Origin of the sequence: Novosphingobium resinovorum (genome assembly GCF_001742225.1) — a bacterium.
GTDB classification, from domain to species: domain Bacteria; phylum Pseudomonadota; class Alphaproteobacteria; order Sphingomonadales; family Sphingomonadaceae; genus Novosphingobium; species Novosphingobium resinovorum_A.
In genome coordinates, this window is sequence record NZ_CP017075.1 from 805,251 (window position 1) to 824,581 (window position 19,331).

The following is a 19,331-nucleotide window of genomic DNA, read 5'->3' on the forward strand; positions in this document are numbered from 1 at the left end:
TGAGCCGGGGACGGTTTCGGATGCGGCGTTGCCAGCCCCGGATCCCGCGCTATTCACTACAAGCCTGTGTGAACGAGGGAACTTTCGCTGTTGCAATGCGATAGGCATTCTCAGGAGGGGCCGGGCAGACCGGTCCGGAAAAGGGGTGATTCGTCGCGGTGTCCATGTTCAGGCTAATCGATCATCGGCCGGATCGTTCCCTGTCCTTGCGTCATGGATGTGCCGGCGGCGCGGTCGCCCTGGTACTAGCTCTGGGTACGATGTTGCCGTCGGGCAATGCATCGGCGCAGACGAAACCTGCCGAAGAGACAGCAACCGCCGCCCCTTCGCCCAAGCCGGATCAGGGGGCGGCACAGGATCTCGAAGCAGGGCAGGTTCAGGTGCCGGCGCTACCGTCCGACTCCGCCCTGCCTCAGGTCGATCCGATCATCCCCGATGGCGAGTTCAACTCCTCGATCCCTGCGCTCGACACCTCCGACGATCCCGAACTCGACAAGCCGCTCGAATCGATCGACGCTTTCGAACGGCGCATGGCGCAGCAGCAGAGTGGCGCGAAGCCCACTGAAGGTGCCGCGCCTCCCGCCGGTGACCCTGCTCTGGCGGATGGAGACACGGTCGAGGCGATCGGCGACGCACCCGTGCGTGACGCCGAACTGACTGCGCCGCTGCCGCCGATCGATCAGTTCGAGGTCACTCCGGTCCAGATCGCCGAGGGTGATGCCGCCGAAAAGGACGTGGAGGTGCGTTATCGCCTCGACATCAAGGGCCTCGAACTTGCCGACAAGGAGACGGATACCGACCTCGAAGGTCAGTTCGACGCGCTTTCCGCGCTGAAGAAGGGTGACGGCAAGGCCGCCAACAGCGCCATGATCGCCGCGCGGCTGACCGAGGACAGCCAACTCATGCAGACGGTCCTCGCGTCCGAGGGCTGGTACAGCCCGCAGGTGCGTACGCGCATGGACCCGTCATCGGATCAGGACAAGCCAGGCTTGACCGCGGTGATTCAGGTTAACCCGGGCAAGCGCTATGTCTTCTCCGACATTCAGGTGAAGGCCGACCCGACGGTGCCGCCCAGCCTGATCGCGGACAACTTCCCGCTCAAGGTGGGCGAGCCGATAGTAGCGGAACGTGTGCAGGGCGCCGAGGCACGGGTTGCCGTGGCTCTTCCCGAGAACGGCTATCCTTTCGCCGAAGTCGGCCAGCGCGATATCCTGCTCGATCAGGACGCGGGCAACGGCGTCTATACGCTGCCGGTGACGGTCGGCCCGCGTGGTCGCTTCGGCGGTTTTACAACCGACGGTGACATGGCCTTCGATGCGAAGCACATTCAGGTTCTCGCCCGGTTCAAGCGCGGCGAGCTTTACGACAGCCGCAAGGTCGATGATCTGCGCAAGGCGCTGGTCGCCACCAGCCTGTTCTCGACCGTTGCGGTCGAACCGCAGAAGACGGGCGATCAGGCCGGCGACGGCACCGAGTACGTCACGCTGCACGTGAAGCAGGATGCCGGTCCGCCGCGCACGATCGCCGGGTCGGTCGGCTATGCGGCCGGAGAGGGCATCACGGCTCAGGCCACCTGGACTCACCGCAATATGTTCCCGCCCGAGGGTGCGTTGATCGCGCATGCCATCGCCGGTACGCGGCAACAGGGTGCGGGCGTAACCTTCCGCCGCTCCAATGCGGGCAAGCGCGACCGCACTTTCGAACTGGTCGCCGAGGCGTTCCACAACGACTACGACGCCTATAGCGCCTATACCGGGCGTATCGCCGCGCGCATCGCCCGGGATTCCACGCCCATCTGGCAAAAGCGCTACACCTATGCCTTCGGCGTCGAGATGCTGGGCACAGCCGAGACGGATTACGATGCTGCAAGCGGTACTCGCAAGCGGCGCACCTATTACGTTGCGGGGCTCAACGGGCAGGTCGGGTTCGACACTTCCGACGATCTGCTCAACCCGACCAAGGGCTACCGCCTGACTACGCTGATCCAGCCGGAAGCCACCGTAAGGAACGGCTTCGATCCCTACATCCGCGCGCGGCTCGATGCCTCGACCTACTACCCCATCAGCGACAGCTTCGTGCTGGCGGGAAGGATCCGCCTCGGCACGATCCAGGGCGCAGGGCTGTTCGACATCGCCCCATCACGCAGGCTCTATGCGGGCGGCGGCGGCTCGGTGCGCGGCTTCGCCTATCAGGCACTCGGTGAGCAGGCGCCGGACGGCAACCCCGTCGGCGGTCGCAGTCTGAACGAGGGGTCGTTCGAGGCGCGCTATCGCTTCGGCAACTACGGCGTCGTTGCTTTCGTCGATGCCGGTCAGGCCTACCGCGAGACGATGCCGCAGTTCAACAATCTGCGCTATGGCGTCGGCATCGGCGGCCGCTTCTACACCAACTTCGGGCCGATGCGGCTCGACGTGGCGACGCCGATCAACCGGCAGCCGGGTGAATCGCGTTTCAACATCTACGTATCGATCGGGCAGGCGTTCTGATGGCCGGCCCGGAGGAGAACAGCGAAGGCATGGCGCCCCAGCCGGAAACCGAAGCCACCGAGGTCGTGGTCGAACAGCCTTCGCGCTGGCATCGCATCCGCGTAAGGGCGCTCAAGACCGTCGCCTTCGTGCTGCTGGGCGTCGTCGCATTCCTTGTCGCAGTGGTCCTGGGGATCAATACCGGCCCCGGCCGCCGCTTCGTCGCGGACCAGATCGCCGCGCTTGAATTCCAGAACGGCATGAAGATCACCGTCGCGCGGATCGACGGTTCGCTCTACGGCAAGATGATCCTGCGTGGTCTGTCCGTGCGCGATCCGCGCGGCGAGTTCCTGTACTCTCCCGAAATTCGCGTGGACTGGCGCCCGTTCGCCTATCTCGACAACCATGTGGACGTGCGCAGCGCTACCGCGCAACGCGTGGTGCTGCGCCGCACCCCGCATTTCCGCGCGACGCCGCCCAGCGACGCGCCGCTGCTGCCCGACCTCAATATCGACGTCGGCGAACTGCGCATCGACCGCTTCATTGCCGAACCGCCGGTTTCCGGCCAGCGCCGGATCATGACGGTCGCCGGACGCGCGCATATCGCCGATGGCCGCGCGCAAGTCAGCGCCAAGGGCGGCACCATCGCCGTCGCGGGCAAAGGCGGCGGCGATCGCTTCAACGCCGTGCTCGACGCCGTACCCGACCGCAACCGCCTTGGCCTCGATGTCGATATCGATGCGCCCAAGGGCGGCCTGATCGCGGGCCTCGCAGGGTTTACCCAGCCGGTCACGCTCAAGCTGGCGGGCAAGGGCGACTGGGCGGCCTGGAACGGCAAGCTCGATGCCAACCTCGGCAGCGGCGAACTGGCGCGGCTGGCGCTGACCGCGCGGGACGGTACGTTCGTCATCAAGGGACCGACGCAGATCGCCCGGATGTTCACCGGGCCGACCGCCAGCCTGCTTGGGCCGATCACCAATATCGACCTGACCGCGGCCTTCGATAAGCGCCGCGCCAGACTGTCGGGCATGATCTCGAGCGACGCATTCAACCTGACCCCGAACGGCCTCGTCGATCTCGGCGAGAACCGGTTCGAGGACCTCAAGCTCGCGTTCGTCCTGCTCAAGCCTGCCGCCATGGCGCAGAACCTCAGCGGTGCGGGCCTGACCGCCGACCTCGCGCTCGACGGCGCGTTCACCACGCCTGTGGTCAATTATCAGCTGGCCGCCCGGCGGCTGGTGATGAACGACATGGGGCTGGAGAACCTGACGGCGCGCGGCGCTGCGAAAGTGGACGCCGGGCATATCATGATCCCCGTCGCCGCACGGGTCGGTCGGATCACCGGGCTCGATACCGTCGCCGGGGGGACGCTGGCGAACGTTACGCTCAACGGTGATCTCGCGATCGAAGGAACGCGCATCCTGTCGGATAACATGCGCCTGCGCTCCGATCGTATCGACGCCGGGCTGATCCTTGTCGCCGACATGAGCAAGGGGCTCTATACCGGCGCGATCGACGGCAAGATCGACAACTACCGCGTCGACAGCGTCGGCATCTTCAACATCCGTACCAACATGGACCTCAAGACCGAGGGTCAGGGCTTCGCCCTGCAGGGCACGGTGCGCGCACGCTCCACCAAACTGCTGAACGCCAGCCTGCAGACCTATCTCGGCGGCAATTTCTCGGCGTCGTCCAACGTGAAGTACGGTTCGGACGGCGTGGTGCGCTTCTCCAGCGTCCGCATGAATGCGCCGCTGCTCAAAGTCACCGGCGGGCAGGGCAGTTGGTCGCCCGACGGGCGCATTGCGCTCGCCGCGAACGGGACTTCGCGCCAGTACGGCGCCCTGGGCGTTCGAGTGACGGGAACCATCACGAACCCCGACGCCCATGTCACGGCGGAGCGCCCGGGTCTCGGTATCGGCCTTGCCAACCTCGATGCGCGGATCAAGGGCGCGCCGGGCGGCTATCGCCTCGATGCCAAGGGCGACACCGACTACGGACCGCTGCGCGCTGACGTGACGCTTGGCCTCGGCAAGCAGACTTCGGTACAGATCAACAGCGCCAACTTGTCCGGCGTCGATTTCGCCGGGCGAATCGTGCAGACACCTGCAGGTCCCTTCGCGGGACAACTGACCGCGACCGGCAACGGCATCGGCGGCCTCGTGCGGCTGGATGCCGAGGGCAAGTACCAGGCGGCCGACTTCAACTTGCGCGCCAAGAACGCGATCTTCGACGGCCCTGCCAAGCTATCCATTGGATCGGCCATCATCGACGGCCGGGCGGTGCTCTACGACCAGCCTTACGTCGTTGCCGACGCGCAGATCGCGGGCACCAGCATCGGTGCGCTCGATCTGGCAGCGGCCCGCGTAATCGTCGATTATCGCGACGGGCGCGGCAAGGCGAAGGGCCTGATCGAAGGCGTCAGCGGCGTACCGTTCCGGCTCGGCCTCAACGCCGACATGCAGCCCGAACTGTGGCGCGTGGCGCTGCAGGGCAGGGTGCGCGGCCTCGACGTCAAGACGACCACGCCCGCGCGGATCATCCCGAAGAACGGCACGTACGAACTGCTTCCCACCAACATCGCGTTCGGTGGCGGCAGCCTCAAGCTGGCGGGCACTTACGGCGAAGGCATCAAGGTGCAGAGCCGCATGGAGGGCGTCGATCTCGCCATCCTCAACGCCTTCGCGCCGGGCTACGGCATTGGCGGCAAGGTCAGCGGCAGCTTCGACTTCGAGCAGGCAAGCGCCACCGCATTCCCCCGCGCCGATGCCCGCCTCTCCCTCACCAATTTCACCCGGACCAGTTCATCGGCGGTCAGCCAGGGTGTCGACATCAACTTCGTCGGCAAGCTGCTGCCGGATGGCGGCGAAGGACGCGCGGTGTTCCGCCGTCGCGGCACCGTCATCGGCCGCATGGCCGCAAGCCTGAAGCCGTTGCCGCCGGGCGATGGCCCATGGATGGCGCGCCTGATGGATGCGCCGCTGGGTGGCGGCATCCGCTACAACGGTCCGGCCGACACGCTGTTCTCGTTCGCCGGGCTGTCCGGACAGACGCTCACAGGCTCGGTCGGGCTGGCGGCGGACTTCACCTGCCGCGTGTCGAGCCCGTGCATCAACGGCGTCGTGCAGGGCCGGGACATGGTCTACGAGAACCTCGCTTATGGCACGCGGCTCAGCCGCATGGCGCTGGCGGGCAAGTTCACCGGCGACTCGCTTGAACTGACCTCGCTGACCGCCAAGGCCGGAGACGGCACCGTCAGCGCCAGTGGCCGTGTCAGCCTCGCCGCCGACGCGGGCTATCCGATGGACCTCAACGTCAAGCTGGACCGCGCAAGGCTTGCACGCAGCGATGCGCTTTCGGCGACGGCAACGGGCAACCTGCACCTGACCAAGGTTGCGGGCGAGCCGGCCCTGCTCGCAGGTGAGATCAAGCTGCCGGAAACCCGTTACCAGATCGTGCGCGAGGGTGCCGCCCAAGTGCCGCGCCTGACCGGCGTTCGCTTCAAGCCGCCGGTCGGCCCGCAGCGTATCACCGGCGACGAACCCGCGCCGACCGCCGCCAGCGCCTTCGCGCTCGTTCGCCTCGACCTGCACCTGCGGGCGCCGGAGAAGCTCTACGTGTCGGGCATGGGCCTCGAATCGGAGTGGAGTGCGGACTTCAACGTCACTGGCACCAGCGCGGCCCCTTCGCTTTCGGGTGAGGTCAAGCTGGTGCGTGGTACTCTGGGCTTCGCCGGACGCTCGTTCCAGCTGGAAAACGGCATCGTCTTGTTCACTGGCGGCTCGACGATCGACCCCACCGTCCAGATCACTGCTACCGACGACATCGAGGACGTTACCGTCAACGTGAACGTCACCGGGCGCGCGATGAACCCGCAGATCGACTTCTCGTCCGATCCCAGCCTGCCTGACGATGAAGTGGTATCGCGCATCCTGTTCGGCAGCTCGATCGCCAACCTTTCGGCACTGCAGGCGGTGCAGCTGGCATCCTCGCTCAATTCGCTGCGCGGGACCGGCGGTGGGCTCAACCCGCTCGGCAAGCTGCGCTCCGCCGCCGGGATCGACCGCCTGCGTATCCTTGGTCCGGACGAGCAGGCCGGTCGCGGCACGGCCGTCGCCGCAGGACAGTACCTCACCGACGACATCTACGTCGAACTGATCACCGACGCGCGCGGCTTCACTGCCACGCAGCTGGAAGTCAGCGTGACAAAGTGGCTGTCGGTGCTCAGCCAGGCCGGCGGCTCGGGCGTGAACAGCCTGAACGTGCGCATCAAGAAGGACTATTGATGCGTACGGGGCTGATCGCGGCATTCGCGCTTGTAGCGCTCCTCGGGGGCTGCAAACGCGAGCCGACGTTCGAAGAGCGCTACAAGGCCGCGAACAAGACCATCGTGGACCGAGCCAAGGAGATCGACGCACAGATCGCCGCCACCGGTTCGCCGCCTCTCGAGAGCGACGGACTTTCGGCGGAGCACTGAAACTTCGGATTTACTTCTGGTCGCTAGGCACCCTCAGGCGAAGCTAAGAGGGTATAATGCTGGCTGACGAGAACGACCGACTGGCCCAGCGCCACCCCGTGCTGCTTCAGGCGCGGTGCCGCAAATCGAGTTGGCACGTTTTTCCGGTCGAACTGGGCGACGTTTCGCAAGGCGGCTGCAGCATTGTCGGCAGCGCCGAGGCTTTCGTGCCGGGTGAGGCCATCGAACTGCGCATCGCCAACTTCAAGCCCATCCCTGCCCATGTGCGCTGGCTGGACGGTAACACGGTCGGCATCGAGTTTCGCAGTGCGCTCGCCGGAAGAGTGATTCAGGAACTGGGTCAGGCTTATGGAATTCCGGTCCAGGCGAGCCCATCGGCGAACTGAGAAACCTTATGCGAGGCCAACAATTCGGCGTCCCTCATCGAAGATTAACCATCGTGGCGGACGCCAGGCCATTTGCGGCAGGAATTCGATGAAGGATTTCGACGAAATCCAGCGGACCATGATGGAATTGCTGCGTTGTGGTGCAACTTCAGCCGGCAAGTGACGCCGCGATGACGGATTGTGAATGTTGCGTTGCAGCATGTTTAATCCGACGTTAAATCAATACCTTCATCACTGTTGTCCGGACGATATTTACCGGGCCGGGGTATTCGTTGCGTGCCGACGGGAAAGGGCTGAATTCGATGGGTACGACCGTCGGCATCACTCCCAACGGAAAGGTCGCACTTCCAATGATGAAACGAACGATTCTCGTCGCGATGACCGCTGCCTTCACGCTGCTTGGCAGCACGCAGGCCATGGCCGGGACGAGGGCCGCGCAGTCGGTCGTGGGTTTTGCCAAGGATCAGGGCAAGTCGATCCGATCGAGCCGAGGCTCGCTTCCCCGAGGGTTTGTCAACGCGCTCGGTCGCGCAGGCGAACATGGCCGAAAAGGGTTGCACAATGCGATCGAGCAGCACTTCAAGTCGCGTGGCTGCTGATCACGATCTGTGACCTATCAGGCGCATCCCGGGCCATGTGCCTGGGGTGCGTCACCCATCGCGGTGCAGACGATCATGGTGCTTAGAAGGGGTGGTGGACGCACTTGGGCTCGAACCAAGGACCCGCTGATTAAGAGTCAGCTGCTCTACCAACTGAGCTATGCGTCCCCACGGGTATCCGCAGGATTGGTATATGGTGGACGCACTTGGGCTCGAACCAAGGACCCGCTGATTAAGAGTCAGCTGCTCTACCAACTGAGCTATGCGTCCCCACATGGTCTTCGTGGAAACAGGATGGTGGACGCACTTGGGCTCGAACCAAGGACCCGCTGATTAAGAGTCAGCTGCTCTACCAACTGAGCTATGCGTCCACGCTACCTGTCCTCGAAGGGCCTTGCGGCCCCGCCGGTCGGCGGCGGAGAGGCCCCTATAACGGCAGATTTTTACATTGGAAGCGAAAACTTGAAAAAGTTTCAGCCGAGTGAGCCTCTGCCCTGATTCCAACGGTTTACCGCCATGATCGTGCCCAGGCAGATCATGTTGGTGAGCATGGAGGTGCCGCCGTGGCTCATGAAGGGCAGGGGGATTCCGACGACCGGGGCGAGGCCCATGACCATCATCAGGTTGATCATCACGTAAAAGAACATCGTCGCGGTCATGCCCGCCGCCAGCAGGCTGGAGAAGCGGTCGGGCGCGCGACGGGCGACGCCCATGCCCCAGCCGATCACGACGGTGAACACGAAGAGGACGAACAGCCCGCCCATCAGACCCCATTCCTCGGACATGGTCGCGAAGACGAAGTCGGTGTGGGGTTCGGGCAGGTACTGCAGGTGGCTCTGCGTGCCGTTGCCGAAGCCCTTGCCGAAGATGCCGCCCGAACCGATCGCGATCTTGGACTGCGTGATGTGATAGCCGGTGCCGAGCGGGTCGCCCTCCGGGTCCATGAACACCAGCACGCGGTTACGCTGGTAATCGTGGAGCAGCGTGAAGAACGCGATCGGGGCGATGACCATCATGGCACCGCCCGCGCCCAGGAACCACCACAAGGGAAGTCCTGCGAGGAACATCGTCACCACGCCGCCGAAGCATACGGCGGTGGCGGTGCCCAGGTCGGGCTGGATCAGCACGAACAGTGCCGGAACGCCGATCAGCACGCCCGCCGGGACGAGGCCGCGCCAGCTGGCGGTCATGGCGTGGGGCAATGTCTCGTAGAAGCGCGCGAGCACGAGGACGATCGCCGGTTTCATCAGTTCCGATGGTTGCAGCGACATGAAGCCGAGGTTTAGCCAGCGCTGGCTGCCGCCGCCGACCGCGCCGATCAGTTCGACGAGGACCAGCAGGATCAGGATCGCGCCGTAGATGGGATAGGCAGCCATCCGGAACAGGTTGCGGCTCATCCGGGCGATGACCATGGCCATGACCAGGAACACGCAGAAGCGTACGACATGGCTGAGCGCGTAAGGCTGCAGGCTGCCGCCGGCTGCCGAATAGAGCACCGCTGCGCCGAGTCCGACGAGCCCGCATAGGGGGATGATCATCTGCCAGGGTTGGCGCGAGATCGCCTCGGGAACGATGGAGCGGCTCATTGCGGCGATCCTCCGGCCCCGGGCGAAGTGGCGGGCGTGGCAGTGGGCGAGGGCGGTGCCGCAGGCCGGTCCGCGTCATCGGCGGGCTCGGGCGCGGGCGACTGCGCCTCGCTGATGGGCTGGCGCGGGTCGTCGGGCTGGTCGGCGCCCTGCAGCTTGCGGCGCTCCTCTTCCGGCGAGACCTTGGGGGCGCCGACCCCGTACTGCGCGGAATAGGCGCGGAAGCGGGCGTCGAGGCGCTCCTTGGCGGTGCCGCCCCACTTCGTCTCGAGTTCGGTGAGGACTTCCATGCCCTTCTCCTTGTCGAAGATGTAAGTCAGCACGTCGCGCGCGATGGGATAGGCCGCGCCGGAACCGCCGCCGTGTTCGACGACCACGGAGCAGGCATAGCGTGGGTTATCGGCAGGGGCGAAGCAGATGAAGTGCCCGTGGTCGCGGTGCTTCCACAAGCCGCCCTTGCCGTTGCCGACGTTGAGGCCGACGACTTGCGCGGTGCCGGTCTTGCCCGCCAGCTTGATGTCGGGGAAGGGCAAGCGTGCATGGGGCGCGGATCCGGGACCGTTGGCGACGTCGGACATGGCCTGCCGGATATAGGCGAGATGCTCCTCGGGCACGCCGAGGGATGCCTGCTTCTCATGCTCGTGGCCGTGGATCAGCTTGGGCATGATGATCCGCCCGCTGGCGATGCGCGAGGCCTGGATTGCCTGCTGCAGCGGGTTCACGAGGAAGTAGCCCTGTCCGATCGTGGCATTGACCGTGTCGAAGGTCTGCCATTGCTTATCGTACTTCTTGAGCTTCCACGCGGGGCTCGGCACCGTGCCGTAGGACTGGCCCGCAACCGGCAGCGGAAACTCCTGCCCAAGGCCGAGCCGCTTGGCCATCGCCGCGATCGGATCCATGCCGATGCGCTGGGCGAAGTGGTAGAAGTAGACGTCGCAGCTCTGGTAGATGCCCTTGGCCATGTTGACCTGGCCATGGCCGCGCCGCTGCCAGCAGTGGAACACGCGGTTGCCGACGCGCAGGCCACCGCCGCAGAACACGCTTTCGTTCGGATCGAGCCCGGCTTCCATGAACGACAGCGCCACCATCGGCTTGACGGTCGAGCCCGGCGGATAGAGCCCGCGCAGCACCTTGTTGCGCAGCGGCACGTGATCGTCGTCCGACAGCATCTTCCATTCGAGGCGGCCGATGCCGTCGGAGAAGCTGTTGGGATCGAAGCTGGGCATCGACGCCATCGCGAGCACGTCGCCGGTCTGGCAGTCCATCACGACAACGGCGGCCGATTCGGGGCCGATGCGCCGGGCCGCGTAGTCCTGGATCGCGGCGTCGATGGTCGTCTTGATGGTCTTGCCCGGAACATCCTCGCGCGTGTCGAGGTCGCGCACGATGCGGCCCGAGGCGGTCACCTCGACGCGCCGCGCGCCGGGGGTGCCGCGCAGGTCCTTCTCGTAGAACTTCTCGAGCGCATCCTTGCCCAGCTTGTAGCCGGGGGTCAGCAGGACGGGATCATGGTCCTTCTCGTACTCCTCGGCCGAGGCGGCGCCGACGTAGCCAATGAGATGGCCTACAGAGGGGCCGGTAGGGTAGAAGCGCGAGTAGCCGCGCTGGGTGACCACACCGGGAAGGTCCGGCAGGCGCACGCTGACCGAGGCGAAACGCTCCCAATCCAGGCGGGATGCGACCTCGACCGGGGCGAACCCGTGCGAGCGGTCCAGCTTGTCCTGCAGGTCCTGCATCGCGATCGGCGTGAGCGACAGCAGCTTGCCGAGTTCAGCGATGGTGCGCTCGGGATCGCTCATCCGCTCGGGGATCACGTCGACGCGGAAGTCGGCGCGGTTGGAGGCTAGAGGCTGGCCGTGGCGGTCGAGAATCCAGCCGCGACGCGGCGGGATCAGCGACAGGTTGACGCGGTTGCTCTCCGCCTTGAGCTTGTACTTCTCGTTCTCGAAGACCGAGAGGTACGTCATGCGCGCGGCGAGCAGGCAGCCGATTCCGCCCTGGATGCCGCCGACGACGATGGTGCGCCGATCGAAGCTGTTGCGCAGGGTGCCGTTGGTGACGTGCGGGGCGCGGATCAGACGCCTGAAATTGAACTTCATGAGCAGGACTTCATCGCATGACCACGAAGGGGGTCAGGCGAAGGCGATCCATCAAGGCCACGAAGCGGCCGACGAGCGGGTAGATAATCACGGAAATCACGATCTGGGGCACGATCACATTGAGGGGGGCGGAAGCACCGGCGATGTTCGATACGCCGAGGCAAAGTACGATATACGCCACGATGAGCCCGATCGCCACCAGCCACTCGGTCAGGAAGTTGCGCCAGGGCAGGCGTGTCTCGACATGGTCCAGAACGATCGTCGACAAGGACCACAGCAGCACGGCGGTGCCGAACGGCGATCCCGAGAACAGGTCGTCGAAGAGGCCGAGCGGGAGTCCGGCCCACATCGGCATCAGGCCGGGGCGCAACTGCCGCCAGGCGATGAACATGAGGAAGCCCAGCGGGGGCAGGACGGGCGCCGACGCGATCAGCACCCAGCCCGGCGCCAGCGATCCCAGCATCACCGTCAGCCACGGAACCCCGCCCGCGATCGTGCGCGAGGGCTTGCGGTTGATCCTCTGCTTTACGACCGTGTCGTTGCCGGACAGCAGCGGCACGATCACTCGCTCCCGGGCGCGGGTTCGGCGGGAGGCGGCGGGGGCGGCGGTGCCCAGGCGCGCTCGACGACGACGTAGTCGGTGTCGGACGGGTTGCTCAGGACCCGCGCCATCGCACCGTCGCGCAGCAGTTCGGTGATGACCGCAAGCGGCGTGCCGGGCCGATAGAGCCCCCCCGAGCCGGAGGTGACCATCACGTCACCCTTGCGCAGCGGATTGAGGCCGAGGTTGACGAGTCGGATGCGGATCGTGCCGTCGCCGTGTCCTTGCGCAAAGGCGGGCACGCCGTCGCGCGCGCGGCGCACCGGGACGATGCTTTCGGTATCGGTGATGAGCAGCACGCGCGCACTCGACATGCCGACTTCGAGGACGCGCCCGACGAGGCCCATCGGCGAACGGACGGGCATGCCCTTTACCACGCCCTTGTCGGTCCCCGCGCCCAGCGTCGCGAAGCGGCGGGTGCTGGCGCCGGTGGAACTGACCAGCCGCGCATAGGCGACCGGTCGCCCATCGTCCTCGCGCAAATCGAGCAACTGCTTGAGGCGGCGGTTCTCGGTTTCGGTGGCCTGCGCCCGCGCGATGCGCACCTTGGCTTCGGCCAGTTCGCGTTCCAGCCGGGCATGCTCGCGTCCCGAAAGGAAGAAGCCGCCGATCTCCGCCATGAAGTCCTTGCCAGCGCGCCGCCCGCCGGCGGTCGCCTGTGCAGGTGACTCCGTCAGGTCCGAAGCGGCACCGCGCAGCGCCGAAAACGCATTCGGATTGACCATGGAGACGACGAGCAGGCCCAATCCCACCACCGCGCCGAGCACGCCGGCGGTGTACTGGAAGAACGTCGAATATTGCGCCCTGCGCGAAAAGCCGGAGCGCCGATTGGCTGGCGGTGCCATGCGCCATGCACTCCTGTCATTCCCGCGCGGCGGTCCGGTGCAGGATATCCGCCGCGCTTTTCAAGGAGCCCGCACCTCGCACGGCGCGGTGCTCCCTATTCGATCAGGCGGACATCAGGACGCCGCGATAGATCGGGTCTTCCATCGCGCGGCCGGTGCCGAGCGCGACGCAGGACAGCGGATCTTCCGCGACGCTGACGGGCAGGCCGGTCTCTTCGCGCAGATAATCGTCGAGACCCTGGATCAGGGCGCCGCCGCCGGTCAGGACGATGCCCTGGTCGACGATGTCGGCGGCGAGTTCCGGCGCCGTGTTCTCGAGCGCGATTCGCACACCTTCGATGATCTGTCCGATCGGCTCGGCCAGAGCCTCGGCGATGTTCGCCTGGCTGATGGTGATTTCCTTCGGCACGCCGTTGACGAGGTCGCGGCCCTTGATGTGGATCGTCTCGCCGATGCCGTCGGCCGGCATGATGGCGATGCCGTAGTCCTTCTTGATGCGCTCTGCCGTGGCGTCGCCGATCAGCAGGTTGTGGTGACGGCGGACGTAGGAGACGATCGACTCGTCCATCTTGTCACCGCCCACGCGCACCGAAGTGGTGTAGGCGAGGCCGCGCAGCGAGAGCACCGCGACTTCGGTGGTGCCGCCGCCGATGTCGACGACCATCGAGCCGACCGGCTCGGTGACGGGCATGTCGGCGCCGATCGCCGCGGCCATCGGCTCGAGGATCAGGTAGACCTGGCTGGCACCCGCGTTGCTGGCGGCGTCGCGAATGGCGCGGCGCTCCACCGAGGTCGATCCCGAGGGAACGCAGATCACGATCTCGGGGTAGCGGAACAGGTTCTTCTTGCCGTGCACCTTGCGGATGAAGTGCTTGATCATCTCTTCCGCGATTTCGATGTCGGCGATGACGCCGTCGCGCAGCGGGCGGATGGCCTCGATGTTGTCGGGGGTCTTGCCCATCATCATCTTGGCGTCGTCACCGACGGCCTTGACCTTCTTCACGCCGTTCAGGGTTTCGATGGCAACGACGGAAGGTTCGTTCAGCACGATTCCGCGATCTTGTACGTAGACCAGCGTATTAGCTGTGCCGAGGTCGATCGCCATGTTCTGGGAGCCGAGTTTGAAGAATCGCGAGAAGGGGCCGGCCATCTAAAATCCGTTTCTTACCAATCGTTTGCCGAATCACTCTCGACATCGACGACCGGGGGTTGCGGGTAGGAGGGCTCCCCTTAGCCCATCGATTCGCGAAAGGCCAAAATTTTGTTCCCGATTCCGGGGGGAAACGCTCATCGCCCGTCTCGAATTAGCGCCGTTTCGTCGCTAGTTTGACCTGCCGTCGCACGATGCGTCCATGACGCCTTCAACGTCCGCATTTTGTCGAGAAGCCCCCAATCTTTGCCGAGACCCTGATGCCCACGATCCGCCGCCTGCCCGAACACCTCGTCAACCGCATCGCCGCCGGCGAAGTGGTCGAACGGCCGGCGTCCGCGCTCAAGGAACTGGTCGAGAACGCCATCGATGCGGGCTCCACGCAGATCACCGTGAGGATCGCCTCGGGCGGTCTCGACATGATCGAGGTGACCGACGACGGCTGCGGCATGCGCCCTGACGAGATCGCGCTTGCTCTGGAGCGTCACGCGACCTCCAAGCTGCCCGACGAGGCGATCGAACTGGTGGCCACGCTGGGCTTCCGGGGCGAAGCTTTGCCATCGATCGGTTCTGTCGCGCGGTTGACGATCGAAAGCCGTCCGCACGATGCTGCCGAGGGCTGGAAGCGGGTGGTCGATCACGGCACCGTCGCGGTGGACGCGCCCGCCGCATTGCCGCCGGGAACGCGCATCCGGGTCGAGGATCTCTTCGGCAAAGTGCCTGCGCGGCGCAAGTTCCTGCGCTCGCCGCGCTCGGAATATGCGGTCTGCCTCGATGTTGTGCGCCGTCTCGCCATGGCGCGGCCCGACGTCGGTTTCGTGCTGGAGCATGACGGGCGCCGCACCATCTCCGTGCAGCCGCGCGAGGAACTGGCGGCCCGCGTCGCCCGCCTCGTCGCGCGTGAGCTTGCCGAAGACGGCGTGGTCATCGAGGCCGAGCGCGGAACGGCGCGGCTTACCGGGGTGGCGGGCCTGCCGACCTACAACCGCGGCGTGGCGGATCACCAGTACTTGTTCGTCAATGGGCGTCCGGTGCGCGACAAGCTGCTCGTCGGCGCGGTGCGCGGTGCCTACTCCGATATGCTGGCGCGCGATCGCCATGCGGTGCTGGCCCTGTTTCTTGAGATTCCACCTGAGGAAGTGGACGTAAACGTCCATCCCGCCAAGACCGAGGTGCGCTTTCGCGATCCGGCCTTCGTACGTGGTTTCCTGGTCGGCGCGCTGCGGCATGCGCTGGAGGGGGCAGGGCAGAAGAGCGCGCAGCCGCCTCAGGCCGCCGCGATGAACATGTGGCAGGTCGAGCCGGTTGCGCCCGCACCCTCGATCGGCTCGCTGTTCGCGCGCGAATATTCTGCGCCGCGCAGTGACTACCAACCCTCGCGCGTTTCGGAGACGGGCACGGCGTGGCGCTCCTACGAGGCCGAGGTCATGGCCCAGCCCGCCGCGCGCGCCGAAGCGGCCGAAGAAGCGAGCGAGGAAGCGTTGCGCTATCCGCTCGGCGTCGCACGCGGGCAGGTGGCGGGGACCTACATCGTCGCCGAAGCGGAAGACGGCCTCGTCATCGTTGACCAGCATGCGGCGCACGAACGGCTCGTGCTGGAAAAGCTCAAGGCGGCGGGCGCCGAGGAGGCGATGAACCGCTCGCAGGCGTTGCTGCTGCCCGAAGTCGTCGAACTGGAGGAAGCCGCCTGCGATGCGCTGGAGGACAAGCTGGCCGATCTTGCCCGCCACGGCCTTATCCTCGAGCGCTTCGGACCGGCGGCGATGCTGGTGCGCGCGGTGCCCTCGGTGCTGTCGAAGAGCGATGTCGGCGCGCTGGTGCAGGATGTGGCGGACGACCTCGCGCGCAACGGCGATGCGCTGCTGCTGGGCGAAAAACTTGACCTCGTGCTGGCGACGATGGCCTGTCACGGTTCGGTGCGCGCGGGGCGTCTCCTGTCGGTCGCGGAGATGAATGCGCTGCTGCGCGAAATGGAGCGGACACCGCGCTCGGGCCAATGCAACCATGGCCGCCCCACGTGGGTTAAACTTGCCCATAACGACATAGAGAAACTGTTCGGGCGGAAATGATGCGAAAACACGCGATGGTATTGGCCGCGCTCGCTCTTCTGGCGGGCTGCGGCAGGGAAACTCCTGCCGAGGAGGCCGCCGAGAATGCGCATGACGTCGCCATGGTCGAACGCATGAGCAAGGAACCCTTCAAGCCCATCGTGCCGATCCCGATCACCGAACTCGACATGGACCGCTATGGGCTCGACAAGCCCGGGTGCAATTTCGAGAAGGACGTGGTCGAAGAAGAGGACGCCGGAAAGCGTGGCCCGATCTTCATCGCCACCAGCGGCGAAGGTTTCATGCGCGTAGGAGCCGACCTCAAGCGCTTCGCCGCGAAAGACGAGAGCGCCGATCTGTCGGGCGGCGCGCGCACCACATATGTCGGGCTGTCGAGCTGGGTCGATATCGTGCGGCTCCCTGACTCGGGGAACGCCAGCGACCAGCAGACCTGGCCCGCCCGTCTGATCGTTCACGATTCCCAGGAGCGTGTGGCTTACCGCGCCGACGGGGTCATGCGCTGCCGCAGCTGAGCTTCATCCCATGGCCATCGGTTTCAGCAGCATCCACAGCGCCATGGCGACCATGAACACGTTCTCCATCAGCGACACGAAGCCCAGCGGCACGCTGCCCGATCCGCCGACGCAGGCGCATTTCAACTCGCGCTTCTGGACGTAGACCGCGTAGAATACCGAGGCTCCGCCGACGCCGCCGATGACCAGCGCCACCGGGATCGACAGCCAGTTCAGCACGCCCGCCGCCATGAAGGCGCCTGCGAACCATTCCAGGAACGGATAGGCATAGGCGTAAGGCACGTATCGCCGCGCCAGCAGATCATAGCCCAGGAACATCGAGGAGAATGTCTCGATGTCCTGCAGCTTGAGCATCGCCAGCAGCATCATGGTGATAGCCACGAACCACTCCGCCGCATGGACCGTCAGCGGGGAGCCGAGAGAAGCCCAACTGGCGGCAAGCGCGACGGCAGCGGCGGTTCCGAACACCCAGAGCACCGGCGCATAGCTCATGCGCTTGGCCTGATCATCGAGCCCGAGGAAGCGCTTGAGGTCGGAATGGCCGCCGATACGCTCGCCGTCGATGAAGATCTGCGGCGTGGTGGCGACGCCGTACTCGGCCTTGAAGGCGTCCACTTCATCGCGGGTGGTCAGCCAGTGGTCTTCTACGCGGTAACCGCGGCTTTTCAGCAGGTGCCGGGCCTTGAGGCCGTAGGGGCAGACGTGTTTTTCCATGACCATGCGGTACAGCACGGCGGTTCTGGCGGGGGCTTGGTGATCGCTCATGCCATGCTTATAACTTCCGTACCCTAGTACGGAGTCAAGCGTGGCCCTGACGATTTCCCAACTCGCCCATGCCGGAGGTGTCGGTGTCGAGACCGTGCGCTTCTATCAGCGCAAGGGCCTCCTCCACGACCCGCGCCCAGCCAGTACCGGGGGGGCGAAAGGCCAGCGGCATTACGGCGAGGAGGACGTGCGGCGCCTGCGCTTCGTGAGGGCGGCGAAGGATGCCGGGTTCATCCTCGACGAGATTGCCGAATTGCTCGGCCTCGATGCGGGCGACGACCGGGCGCGGGCGCGAACGATGGCGCAGGCCCGGATCGCGCATCTGGATGAGGAGATCGCCCGGCTCGAACGGGCGCGAAACGCCTTGCGCAAGCTGGAGCGGGAATGCGCCGGAAGCGACACCGGACCATGCCCGATCATCGCGGCGTTCGAGGAGGGGGAGTGCTGCCGTTAAAATAGAACCGTCATCCCCGCGAAGGCGGGGACCCATCTGATGACGGTTCAACAAGCGAAGTCAGGAGATGGGTTCCCGCCTTCGCGGGAATGACGAAGATGGAATTGAAGCATAACCGCAGGGTGCGTCCTTGACGAGGCGCGCCGGAAGACTGCCAGCGGTCCCGGATCAAGTCCGGGACGACGGTTATTCTGCGTTTACTCAGACGTTGAAACGGAAGTGCATCACGTCGCCGTCGGCGACGACGTATTCCTTGCCTTCCTGGCGGAACTTGCCGGCTTCCTTGGCGCCCGCCTCGCCCTTGCAGGCGATGAAGTCGGGATAAGCGATGGTTTCGGCGCGGATGAAGCCGCGCTGCATGTCGGAGTGGATGGTGCCCGCAGCCTCGGGGGCCTTGGCGCCCTTGTGCACGGTCCAGGCGCGCGCTTCCTTGGGGCCGACGGTGAAGAACGTCAGCAGTTCGAGCAGTTCGTAACCTGCGCGGATGATGCGCGCGAGACCGGCTTCGGCAAGGCCCATTTCCTCGAGGAACACCATGCGGTCCTCCATGTCCATGCCGGTCAGTTCCGCCTCGATCGCGGCCGAGACGATGACGGCGCTGGCGCCTTCGGCCTTGGCCTTCTCGAATACCCGCGCGGAGAAGGCATTGCCCTCGGCGGCGGCTTCTTCCTCGACGTTGCAGACGTAGAGCACCGGCTTGGCGGTGATCAGCTGTGCCTGCGCGAAGACGCGCGCTTCGTCCTCGTCCTTGGGCTGCGTCAGGCGGGCGGGCTTACCGTCGCGCAGCAGGTCGAGTGCCTGGCCGAGCACAGACGCCACGATCTTGGCCTCCTTGTCGCCCTGCGTCGCCTTCTTCTGGGCAGCGGGAACGCGCTTCTCGAGGCTTTCGAGGTCGGAAAGCAGCAGTTCGGTCTCGACGGTGTCCGCGTCGGCGATGGGATCGACCTTGTTGTCGACGTGCTGGATATCGTCGTTCTCGAAGCAGCGCAGGACGTGGATGATCGCGTCGACTTCGCGGATGTTGCCGAGGAACTGGTTGCCGAGGCCTTCACCCTTGGACGCGCCGCGCACGAGGCCGGCGATGTCCACGAACGACAGCTGCGTCGGGATGATCTTGGCCGAACCCGCGATTTCCGCCAGCGCATCGAGGCGCGGGTCGGGCACGCCGACCTGCCCGACGTTGGGCTCGATCGTGCAGAACGGATAGTTGGCCGCCTGCGCCGCCTGCGTCTCGGTCAGCGCATTGAACAAGGTCGACTTGCCGACATTGGGCAGACCCACGATTCCGCAACGGAAACCCATCGAAAACTCCGAAAACTGTTT

The 19,331-nt window shown here is 65.5% G+C and carries 16 protein-coding genes and 3 tRNA genes; 8 read left to right on the forward strand and 11 right to left on the reverse strand.

The features are described 5' to 3' along the window. Positions 1-164 precede the first annotated feature (164 nt). From BES08_RS03605 to BES08_RS03620, 4 genes are read left to right on the forward strand one after another with little or no spacing between them, the layout of a single operon-like run. Entirely contained in the window at positions 165-2,486 is a 2,322-nt protein-coding gene (locus tag BES08_RS03605) for an autotransporter assembly complex protein TamA (RefSeq protein ID WP_231958157.1), read from the forward strand. After that, entirely contained in the window at positions 2,486-6,751 is a 4,266-nt protein-coding gene (locus tag BES08_RS03610; RefSeq protein ID WP_081798890.1) for a translocation/assembly module TamB domain-containing protein, read from the forward strand. Before BES08_RS03605 ends, BES08_RS03610 begins: the two co-directional genes overlap by 1 nt. Continuing rightward, positions 6,751-6,942, forward strand: coding sequence for a hypothetical protein (locus BES08_RS03615; protein ID WP_008833495.1), 192 nt, complete (start codon positions 6,751-6,753; stop codon positions 6,940-6,942). The genes BES08_RS03610 and BES08_RS03615 overlap by 1 nt, the downstream gene beginning before the upstream one ends. A gap of 56 nt (positions 6,943-6,998) precedes the next feature. Next, the gene (locus BES08_RS03620; RefSeq protein WP_036523063.1) at positions 6,999-7,328 is read left to right on the forward strand and encodes a PilZ domain-containing protein; all 330 of its coding nucleotides are present in this window, start codon (positions 6,999-7,001) and stop codon (positions 7,326-7,328) included. Between the two features lie 6 nt (positions 7,329-7,334). On the opposite strand, the gene BES08_RS32640 is transcribed toward BES08_RS03620, so the two are convergent. After that, entirely contained in the window at positions 7,335-7,529 is a 195-nt protein-coding gene (locus tag BES08_RS32640) for a hypothetical protein (protein ID WP_155986158.1), read from the reverse strand. Positions 7,530-7,600: 71 nt separating this feature from the next. On the opposite strand from BES08_RS32640, the gene BES08_RS03625 reads away from it, so the two are divergent. Continuing rightward, positions 7,601-7,927: a hypothetical protein gene (locus BES08_RS03625; protein ID WP_069707707.1), complete on the forward strand. Its 327-nt coding sequence runs from the start codon at positions 7,601-7,603 to the stop codon at positions 7,925-7,927. A gap of 92 nt (positions 7,928-8,019) precedes the next feature. Here the strand turns inward: BES08_RS03625 and BES08_RS03630 are convergent. The 8 genes from BES08_RS03630 to BES08_RS03665 form a co-directional block, all read right to left on the reverse strand. Continuing rightward, a tRNA-Lys gene (locus BES08_RS03630) sits at positions 8,020-8,095 on the reverse strand. Between the two features lie 26 nt (positions 8,096-8,121). Then, positions 8,122-8,197, reverse strand: a tRNA-Lys gene (locus BES08_RS03635). Positions 8,198-8,222: 25 nt separating this feature from the next. Beyond that, a tRNA-Lys gene (locus tag BES08_RS03640) sits at positions 8,223-8,298 on the reverse strand. Between the two features lie 102 nt (positions 8,299-8,400). Further along, positions 8,401-9,513: a rod shape-determining protein RodA gene (rodA, locus tag BES08_RS03645; protein WP_008831883.1), complete on the reverse strand. Its 1,113-nt coding sequence runs from the start codon at positions 9,511-9,513 to the stop codon at positions 8,401-8,403. Next, on the reverse strand, positions 9,510-11,612 hold the full coding sequence (gene mrdA / locus BES08_RS03650) for a penicillin-binding protein 2 (RefSeq protein WP_155986159.1): 2,103 nt from the start codon (positions 11,610-11,612) through the stop codon (positions 9,510-9,512). Before mrdA ends, rodA begins: the two co-directional genes overlap by 4 nt. A gap of 10 nt (positions 11,613-11,622) precedes the next feature. After that, positions 11,623-12,171 (reverse strand): rod shape-determining protein MreD, encoded by a 549-nt coding sequence (gene mreD / locus BES08_RS03655; RefSeq protein WP_231958158.1) that lies wholly within the window; start codon positions 12,169-12,171, stop codon positions 11,623-11,625. 2 nt (positions 12,172-12,173) lie between these two features. Beyond that, on the reverse strand, positions 12,174-13,058 hold the full coding sequence (locus BES08_RS03660) for a rod shape-determining protein MreC (protein ID WP_008831880.1): 885 nt from the start codon (positions 13,056-13,058) through the stop codon (positions 12,174-12,176). Positions 13,059-13,161: 103 nt separating this feature from the next. After that, a complete protein-coding gene (locus BES08_RS03665) occupies positions 13,162-14,208 on the reverse strand; it encodes a rod shape-determining protein (protein WP_008831879.1) in 1,047 nt (348 codons plus the stop codon). A 260-nt stretch (positions 14,209-14,468) separates the two neighbouring features. On the opposite strand from BES08_RS03665, the gene mutL reads away from it, so the two are divergent. Then, the gene (gene mutL / locus BES08_RS03670; RefSeq protein ID WP_036523070.1) at positions 14,469-16,277 is read left to right on the forward strand and encodes a DNA mismatch repair endonuclease MutL; all 1,809 of its coding nucleotides are present in this window, start codon (positions 14,469-14,471) and stop codon (positions 16,275-16,277) included. Beyond that, positions 16,274-16,789 (forward strand): hypothetical protein, encoded by a 516-nt coding sequence (locus BES08_RS03675; RefSeq protein WP_069707708.1) that lies wholly within the window; start codon positions 16,274-16,276, stop codon positions 16,787-16,789. The genes mutL and BES08_RS03675 overlap by 4 nt, the downstream gene beginning before the upstream one ends. A 3-nt stretch (positions 16,790-16,792) precedes the next feature. On the opposite strand, the gene BES08_RS03680 is transcribed toward BES08_RS03675, so the two are convergent. Further along, a complete protein-coding gene (locus tag BES08_RS03680) occupies positions 16,793-17,554 on the reverse strand; it encodes a MauE/DoxX family redox-associated membrane protein (RefSeq protein WP_008831876.1) in 762 nt (253 codons plus the stop codon). Between the two features lie 40 nt (positions 17,555-17,594). Here BES08_RS03680 and BES08_RS03685 point away from each other — a divergent pair, with 40 nt between their 5' ends. Next, complete coding sequence (locus BES08_RS03685) at positions 17,595-18,008, forward strand: MerR family transcriptional regulator (RefSeq protein WP_036523075.1); 414 nt, start codon at positions 17,595-17,597, stop codon at positions 18,006-18,008. A gap of 201 nt (positions 18,009-18,209) precedes the next feature. On the opposite strand, the gene ychF is transcribed toward BES08_RS03685, so the two are convergent. After that, the gene (gene ychF, locus BES08_RS03690) at positions 18,210-19,310 is read right to left on the reverse strand and encodes a redox-regulated ATPase YchF (RefSeq protein WP_036523078.1); all 1,101 of its coding nucleotides are present in this window, start codon (positions 19,308-19,310) and stop codon (positions 18,210-18,212) included. Positions 19,311-19,331 lie beyond the last annotated feature (21 nt).